8 protein-coding genes are annotated in these 8,031 nt (G+C 72.6%); 3 read left to right on the forward strand and 5 right to left on the reverse strand.

Annotated elements, in window-relative coordinates:
* Positions 1-266: 266 nt before the first annotated feature.
* Positions 267-1,088: an alpha/beta fold hydrolase gene (locus tag ABT369_RS49585; RefSeq protein ID WP_350624203.1), complete on the forward strand. Its 822-nt coding sequence runs from the start codon at positions 267-269 to the stop codon at positions 1,086-1,088.
* Here ABT369_RS49585 and ABT369_RS49590 read toward each other — a convergent pair whose 3' ends face one another.
* Positions 1,089-1,994 carry a LysR family transcriptional regulator gene (locus ABT369_RS49590; RefSeq protein ID WP_350624205.1) on the reverse strand — a complete coding sequence of 302 codons (906 nt, stop codon included), beginning with the start codon at positions 1,992-1,994 and terminating at the stop codon, positions 1,089-1,091.
* A gap of 139 nt (positions 1,995-2,133) precedes the next feature.
* On the opposite strand from ABT369_RS49590, the gene ABT369_RS49595 reads away from it, so the two are divergent.
* A complete protein-coding gene (locus ABT369_RS49595; RefSeq protein ID WP_350624207.1) occupies positions 2,134-3,063 on the forward strand; it encodes an FAD-dependent oxidoreductase in 930 nt (309 codons plus the stop codon).
* Between the two features lie 109 nt (positions 3,064-3,172).
* Here the strand turns inward: ABT369_RS49595 and ABT369_RS49600 are convergent, their stop codons facing one another.
* From ABT369_RS49600 to ABT369_RS49615, 4 genes are all read right to left on the reverse strand, one after another.
* Positions 3,173-3,979 (reverse strand): ABC transporter permease, encoded by an 807-nt coding sequence (locus ABT369_RS49600; RefSeq protein WP_350624209.1) that lies wholly within the window; start codon positions 3,977-3,979, stop codon positions 3,173-3,175.
* Positions 3,976-4,896: an ABC transporter ATP-binding protein gene (locus ABT369_RS49605; protein ID WP_350624211.1), complete on the reverse strand. Its 921-nt coding sequence runs from the start codon at positions 4,894-4,896 to the stop codon at positions 3,976-3,978. Before ABT369_RS49605 ends, ABT369_RS49600 begins: the two co-directional genes overlap by 4 nt.
* Before the next feature lie 173 nt (positions 4,897-5,069).
* Positions 5,070-5,525 (reverse strand): hypothetical protein, encoded by a 456-nt coding sequence (locus ABT369_RS49610; protein WP_350624213.1) that lies wholly within the window; start codon positions 5,523-5,525, stop codon positions 5,070-5,072.
* A gap of 83 nt (positions 5,526-5,608) precedes the next feature.
* Positions 5,609-6,436, reverse strand: a complete 828-nt coding sequence (locus ABT369_RS49615) for a 3-methyladenine DNA glycosylase (RefSeq protein WP_350624215.1) — start codon at positions 6,434-6,436, stop codon at positions 5,609-5,611.
* A 33-nt stretch (positions 6,437-6,469) separates the two neighbouring features.
* Between ABT369_RS49615 and ABT369_RS49620 the strand changes: the two genes are divergently transcribed.
* Positions 6,470-7,807 carry a PQQ-dependent sugar dehydrogenase gene (locus ABT369_RS49620; RefSeq protein ID WP_350624217.1) on the forward strand — a complete coding sequence of 446 codons (1,338 nt, stop codon included), beginning with the start codon at positions 6,470-6,472 and terminating at the stop codon, positions 7,805-7,807.
* Positions 7,808-8,031: the final 224 nt, after the last annotated feature.

The raw sequence follows: 8,031 nt of genomic DNA on the forward strand, positions 1-8,031 counted from the left end.
GCCGCCGTGCGCGAGGCGCCGCCGTGCGCGAGGCGCCGCCGTGCGCGAGGCGCCGCCGTGCGCGAGGCGCCGCCGTGCGGCTTGGAGTTCGGTCGCGGGCGCTTCCGTGCGGGCGCCTCACCGCTTCGCGGCCGGTTGTCCGTCCCGGGCTCCCTCCGCAGCGTCGGCCACGCCTCCGCGCGACCCACCCCGGCGGGCGAGGTTCGCCCTCCGGAACGCGGACAGGTCAGCACGGACCCGTCCGACTCGGTTCGCGAGGAGACGCCATGCCCTACATCGCCACGTCCGACGGCGCGCAGATCTTCTACAAGGACTGGGGTTCCGGCCGCCCCGTCGTGTTCAGTCACGGCTGGCCGCTCAACGCCGACGCCTGGGACGGCCAGATGATGCTGCTCGCGTCGCAGGGCTTCCGCGCGGTCGCGCACGATCGGCGCGGCCATGGACGATCCACGCAGACGTGGTCCGGCAACGACATGGACACCTACGCCGACGACCTCGCGGAGCTGATGGACCAGCTCGGACTCACCGACGCCGTCCTGGTCGGGCACTCCACCGGCGGCGGCGAGGTCACCCGGTACCTCGGGCGCCACGGCACGTCGCGCGTGTCGAAGGCGGTGCTGGCGGGGGCCGTACCGCCGCTGATGCTCAAGACCGACGCCAACCCGGAGGGCACTCCGCGGGGTATGTTCGACGAGATCCGCGCCGGGCTGCTCGCCGATCGCTCGCAGTACTACCGGAACCTGAGCGGTCCGTTCTACGGCGCCAACCGGCCCGGCAGCAAGGTCTCGGACGGCCTGCGCGAGCAGTTCTGGCGGCTGAGCATGCAAGCGGGGCTGAAGGCCGCGTACGACTGCGTGCGCGAGTTCTCCGAGACCGACTTCACCGAGGACCTCAAGCGCATCGACATCCCCGTGTTCGTCGCGCACGGCGACGCCGACCAGATCGTGCCGATCCAGGCCGCGGCCCTCAAGTCCGTGCGGTTGCTCAAGAACGCGAGCCTGAAGGTGTACCCGGGCGCGCCCCACGGCATCAGCGGCACCTACGAGGCCGCGTTCAACGCCGACCTGCTCGCGTTCGTCCAGGACTGATCACGAGCCTCCGGACGGCGGCTCGCCGGGATCGTCCAGCGTCGCGAGGAGGCGCTGAACCACGGGGGTCGACGTGCGGTCGTTCCAGGCGAGGCCGATGTCGACGGTGGGTATCGGCGGGGTGAGGCGGCGCAGTACCACGCCGCGCAGCCGCAGGGCCTTCGCGCGGCCCTCCGGCACCGCGGCGACCACGCCGCCGGCCGCGACCGCGCGCAGGAGTTGCTCGTCGTCCGGCTCGTAGCGGACCAGGTTGATCCCGGACGGCCACACCTGCGCGACGATGCGGTCGAACATGCCGGGGCCGTTCTCGCGCGGCCACATCACCGCCGGCTCACCCGCGACCTCCTCGCGCGAGACCCGGCGCACGCGGGCCAGGTGGTGCCCGGACGGCAGGGCCAGCCGCAGTTCCTCGGTGTCGACCAGCCGCCAGCGGATGCCGGGCTCGTCGAGCGGCGGCCGGACGAATGCCGCGTCGTACCGCCCGGCCAGCAGTCCCGCGACGTTCGGCGCGTGCCAGCCGGTCTCCGGCACCACCTCGACGTGCGGGTTCTGCGCCCGGAAGCGTTCGATCAACGCGTCGACCCGCCCGCCGCGGGCCGATCGCGTGTAGGCCAGCCGAATCCGCCCGTCCTGCCCGCGCGCGGCCGCGTCGATGTCGTCCCGCGCGGCCCGGGCCTGAGCGAGCAGCAGCGTGGCCTTGGCCGCCACGACCTTGCCGACGGCGGTGAGGGAGCACCCGCCCGGGTGGCGTTCGACGAGCCGGGCGCCGACCTCGCGCTCGAGCGTGCGAATCTGCTGACTCAGCGCCGGTTGGGCGATGCACAGCTGCTCGGACGCGCGGGTGAAGTTCAGCTTCTCGGCCAGCACCACGAAATAGCGCAGCCGCCGCAGATCCAGCGGTTCCATCGGCCGAGCATAGGCGCGGGCGCGAAAGGTGGTCCAGGTATGGAGAGCCGGCCTCGCGCGCGGGCCATAAGCGTGGCTTATCGCGCGATAACACGCGCGACCTGGACAAAGCCGGCCGGACGCTGGTTGCCTGCAATGCATGGATGACGTAACTGTTGTCGGTGCCGGGGTCATTGGACTGACGTGTGCGGTGCGGCTGCTCGAAGCCGGGGCGCGGGTGCGGGTCGTCACGGCCGACGAGCCGCTGCAGACGGTGTCGCGCCTCGCGGCGGCCGTGTGGTACCCCTCGCACACCGCGGCTGATCCGCGGGTGCTGGTGTGGGCGCACAGGACGTACGACTTGTTGATGGCGCAGGCGAGTGACGGCGTTGCCGGCGTTGCGCCGCGGCCGACGCGGATGCTGCTTCGCCGGCCCGCCGACACGCCGTGGTGGGCCGCGGCGGTGCCCGACTTCGCGGTGCATCCGGGCGAGTGGCGGTTCACGGTGCCGTCGGTGGAGATGGAGGCGTACCTTCCGTGGCTTGCCGAGCGCGTCCGGGCGCTGGGCGGCACGATTGCGCGCGGGCACGTGGCACGCCTCGCTGACCTGGGCGGGCAGGCGGGCACGGTGGTCAACGCGACCGGGCTGGGCGCGCGGGCGCTCGCGGATGACGCGGCGATGTTTCCGGGCCGGGGGCAGATCGTGGTCGTGGCCAATCCGGGGATCGAGACGTCGGTGCGCGATGAGGAGCATCCGGACGGCATGACGTACATCCATCCGCGCTCGCGGGATGTCGTGCTCGGCGGGACGTTCCAGCCCGGCGACTGGAACGAGGAGCCTGAGCCCGCCACGTCGGCGGCGATTCTGCGACGGTGTACCGAGCTCGTGCCCGAGCTCGCCGGTGTGCGCACGCTGTGGGAGGCGGCTGGTCTGCGGCCCGCGCGGGAGGGTGGGCCGCGGCTCGAGGTGGACCCGCAGCGGCTGCCGGGCGGCACGCGCGTCGTGCACTGCTACGGCCACGGGGGCGCGGGTGTGACGCTGTCGTGGGGGTGCGCGGACGAGGTCGCGGGCCTCGTGTCGCAGACCTGAGGCCGGATCCGCGAGGCAACGCAAATTAGGGCCACGCCGCGCAGATGACGCGTGGGAGCGGGCACCACGCCGGCGCGCGGGAGCGGCGTGGTGCCCTCGTGAGGCCCTGTCAGGCGTCGCGGGACTTGAAGAGGTACGCCGCGATGATCAGCAGGACCGCCGTCCAGCCTGAGAAGACCGCGAACCCCTCCCACGGGGTCAGCACGGAGCCTTGCCGCACCGTCGGCTCGAAGATGAGCGCTCCGGCGTTGGTCGGCATCCACGCGTGCACCCGCGCGCCCCACGTGCCCGGGAGCAGGGACGTCAGCTGCGACACGATGAGGATGAGGCCCAGGACCGTGGTGATCGCCCCGGCGGTGTGCCGGATGATCGCGCCCAGGGCGAGCGAGAACAGGCCCAGCATCGCCGTGAAGAGGCCGGCTCCGATCACGGCGCGGGCCACGCCCGGGTCGCTCAGGGAGACCGGGACGTGGGCGGAGATGATGGCCTTGCCCAGGAAGTATGCGCCGAAGGAGAGCAGCTCGCCGACGGCGAGCATGAGGCCGGCGAAGACGAGGACCTTCGCGGACAGGACGGTCAGGCGGCGCGGTTGCGCCTGGAGGGTGGAGCGGATCATGCCGGTGGTGTACTCCGCGGAGATCACCATCACCCCGAGCACGGCGACGACGAGCTGGGCGATGAAGACGGGGCGCGACAGGATCAGCTCGAGCGGGTGCGTGCGCAGGTACTCCTGCCCGGAGGGGTCGGCCGTGTCCCACTGGCGGATCACCGCCCACGCGATGAGCGACATGAGGCCGAGCGCGATGGCGGCCATGGCCACCAGCGACCACACGGTGGAGCGCACCGTGCGCAGCTTCGTCCACTCCGAGCGGAGCATGCCGGGCAGGGCGGCTCGTGGCAGTACCGAATCCGTCATCGCTTCTCCCCCGGAACGGCCGCGTGGTACTCCACGCTGTCCTTGGTCAGTTCCATGAACGCCTGCTCCAGCGAGGCCTGCAGCGGCGAGAGCTCGTGCAGCCGGACGCCGCCGTCGTAGGCCAGGTCGCCCACGCGCGGGAGCGGCAGCTCGGTGATGAGCAGGGCGCCGTCGGGCTCGGGCGCGACCGCGCCGCCCGCGGCGGTGACGAGCTCGGTCAGGCGGGCGGGATCGGGCGTCCGCGCGCGTACCGCCAGCGCCGAGTTCCGGTCGATGAACTCACGCACCGTGCAGTCCGCGATGAGCCGGCCGCGGCCGATCACGAGCAGGTGGTCGGCGGTGTGCTCCATCTCGGACATGAGGTGGCTGGAGACGAGCACGGTGCGGCCCTCGGCGGCCAGGGAGCGCATCAGGTTGCGGATCCACAGGATGCCCTCGGGGTCCAGGCCGTTGACCGGCTCGTCGAACATGAGCACCCTCGGATCGCCGAGCAGCGCCGCGGCGATGCCGAGCCGCTGGCCCATGCCGAGCGAGAAGCCCTTCGAGCGCTTCCGCGCGACACCGGTGAGCCCGACGATCTCGAGCACCTCGCCGACGCGACGGCGCGGCAGGTTGTTGCTCTGGGCGAGGCACAGCAGGTGGTGGTACGCGCTGCGCCCGCCGTGGATGGCCTTCGCGTCCAGCAGCGCCCCGACCTCGCGCAGCGGGCTGCCGAGGGCCGCGAACGGCCGGCCGTTGACGGTGACGGTGCCCGCGGTCGGCGCGTCCAGGCCCACGATCATGCGCATCGTGGTCGACTTGCCCGCCCCGTTGGGCCCGAGGAATCCGGTGACCTGTCCGGGGCACACGGTGAACGACAGCCGGTCGACGGCGACACGGTCGCCGTAGCGCTTCGTGAGGCCGACAGCCTCGATCATGGTGGTATCCCTCCGCTGCGGTGGCCGGTGCGCCCCCGCGCGGACGCACCGTCTCGGCTCGCCGCTGCGCGCGGGATCGGCGGCCGAACGAGGCCGGTCCCGCGCGGGCGCGCCGTCGAAGCGAAGGTAGAAGGGTCCTGCTGTGGCGAGGCTTTGAGAGGCTGTGACGCCGCTCAGCCGCGCGTGTAGGTCAGGTCGAAGTCCTTGGACCAGGTGAGGCCGTCCTGGGACATCTCCCAGGACGCGTCGATGCGCTTGCCGTCCGCGGCGATGGTGCCGGTGAAGCGCTGGTTGAAGCCCTCGGCCGCGCGCCAGATACGCCACGTGCCGCCGTCGACGTCCATGCCGTAGGCCCGCAGCACGCCGCGCGCGTCGGAGTAGAGCATCGTGAAGGTCTTGCTGCCGTCGTCGTAGCCGATCAGCGACGTCGTCGGGAAGGGCGAGTTCTCGATCCACTCGCGGGGCACCTCGTCGCCCGGCGGGTCCGCGTCCGCGCGCTGCACGAGGAACTCCCCGTCGTCCGCCCACGCGAAGCTCGCCCAGCCGCGCATGGTGATCTTGCCGTTCACGGTGGCGACGGTGTCCCACATGCCCAGCAAGGGCCCCAAACGCCGCCGTACCTCACTCATCGCCACTCCCCGGATCCGAGTTCCCGCCAGAACATGAACCCGACTTATACACCAGGCGCCCGCGCCTGGACTCCTCCCGGCGGTCAGTCGGCGACGGCCTCCAGGAGCCTCTCGCACTCGGCGATCAGGCGCCCCCGCAGCGGCGCGGCGCGCTCGGCGAAGGAGCGCTGCGCCTCGACGTAGCGGGCACGGCCGTCGGGAGTCTCGATGCGCACCGGCTCGTAGCCGAGGTCGGCCAGGTCGTAGGGCGAGGCGCGCATGTCGAGCGTGCGCACGTCGCGGGCGAGCTCGAAGCAGTCGGCGATGAGCTCGGCGGGGACGAGCGGGGACATCTTGTACGCATGCTTGTAGAGATCCATGTTCGCGTGCAGGCAGCCCGGCTGCTCGTTGGCCGTCTGGGTCTCGCGGGTCGGCTGGAGCAGGTTCAGCGGGCGCGCGGGGGCGGTGTAGAAGCGGTACGCGTCGAAGTGGCTGCACCGGATCCGGCTGCCCTCGACGACCGCGTCGGTGCCGGCCGGGCCCAGACGCAACGGCCACGCGTTGTGCCGCAGCTCGTCCTTGGTCTGGCGGTACACCATCGCCCACTCGTGCAGCCCGAAGCACCCCAGGTGCGGCGTCCGGGCGGCGGTGGCGACGAGCAGGTCGCGGATCCACGCGATCGCCTCCGCGCGGCGGGCTGGCACCGTCTCCGCCTCCGCGCCCGAGCCGGCGAGCTCCACGCCCGCGCCCGGATGCCAGCGGCGCAGCTGGGCGGGCCGGTAGGAGTAGTACGTGAACAGGAAGTCCTCGACCGGGTGCTTGCGCCCGAGCCGGCGGCGGGCGAGGTGCGGCTCGATCCACGCGTCCACGCGCGCCTCGTGGGCGTCGCGGCGGGCCTCCCAGGTCGGCCGGTCCAGAACGGTGAGCTGCACCGTACAAGTTTACGAAGCGGTAGCGTCGGGGCTATGCGCAAGCTCGCCGCTCTGCTGCTCGCCTGCTCACTACCCCTCGCCGCGTGCACGGACGCGCCCGGCGGATCGGCCGAGCCCGCGCCCGCGCGGCCGGGAACCGCGGGCGCGTACGGCACCGCCGCGCCGCCGACGCTCGGGGCGCCGGCCCGGGTCAAGATCGACGTGCCGGCCGGGCTCGGGACCGCGCCGTTCGACCAGGACCGGTATCTGCAGCTGCCCACCGGCTGGAAGGCATCCGTCTACGCGCGGGTCGACAAGGCCCGCTTCATGGCCCTGACGCCGGGCGGGGACCTGCTGGTCTCCCAGCCGGGCGCCGGAAAGGTGCAGCTCGTGCGCGCGGGCGCGGTGTCGGAGTTCGCGACGGGCCTGCGCCAGCCCCACGACATGGTGTTCGCGCCGGTCAACGGGCAGATGTTCCTGTTCATCGCCGAATCGAACCGCGTCGTGCGGTACCCGTACACCACCGGCGACACGAAGGCGGACAACGGCGAGGTCGTCGTCGACGGGCTGCCCGACACCAGCACGCCGGAGCTGCGCGGCACCTACGCGCACGTGCTCAAGAACATCGCCGTGCACGGCCAGACGCTGTACGTCTCGATCGCCTCCACGTGCAACGCCTGCGTCTCGGACACCGAGAGCGACCCGGAGCGGGCCGCGATCTACACGTATGCCGCGGGCGGCACGAACGCGTCGCGGCACCTGCTCGCCCACGGCATCCGCAACGCCGAGGGCCTCGCCTTCCGCCCCGGCTCCGACGAGCTCTGGATCGTCGTGAACAACCGCGACAACACGCTCGTGCCGGACGACCGCGACGTCGACGGCGACGGGAAGTCGGACAAGGGCAAGCGCATGCCCCAGTTCGTCGACGACTACCCGCCCGAGGAGATGATCAAGGTCCGCGACGGCGGCTTCTACGGGTGGCCGTTCTGCAACCCGAACAGCGACAACGGCCTGCGCAACATGGGCTTCCTGCGCGACTACGAGCTCAACCGCGACGGCTCGAAGGCCGACTGCGCCAAGGCCGACCCGATCGACCTGGGGCTGCCCCCGCACAGCGCGCCGCTGGGCCTGACGTTCTACAACGGCGCGGCGATCGTGCCGCTGCACGGGTCGTGGAACCGCACGAAGCCGGCCGGCTACAAGGTGTTGTTCATTCCGTGGACGGCGAACGGCCCGGGCGATCCCGTCGACCTGGCGACCGGGTTCGTGGGCGCGGACGGGAAGTGGTGGGGGCGGCCCGTGGACGCCGCGGTCGACACCGATGGGACGCTCCTGATCAGCGACGACGGCAGCGGTACCATCCTGCGCCTGACGCCTCCGCGCGCCGGCTGACGCTCGGGTCGCCGCCGCCGTCCGCCGGGCCGCGTCCGAGCGGCGCGACGGGTTCGTGGCCGCCGCGGCTCGCGCGGGCCGCAGTCACCGCCTGGAGCCGGCACGCCCGCGCGAGTCGTCGATGACGCCAGGCGCGGAGGCGCGGAGGCGCGGAGGCGCGGAGGCGCGGAGGCGCGGAGGCGCGGAGGCGCGGAGGCGCGGAGGCGCGGAGGCGCGGAGGCGCG

The sequence above is a fragment of the Dactylosporangium sp. NPDC000244 genome (assembly GCF_040300725.1).
In the GTDB taxonomy this organism is placed as follows: domain Bacteria; phylum Actinomycetota; class Actinomycetes; order Mycobacteriales; family Micromonosporaceae; genus Dactylosporangium.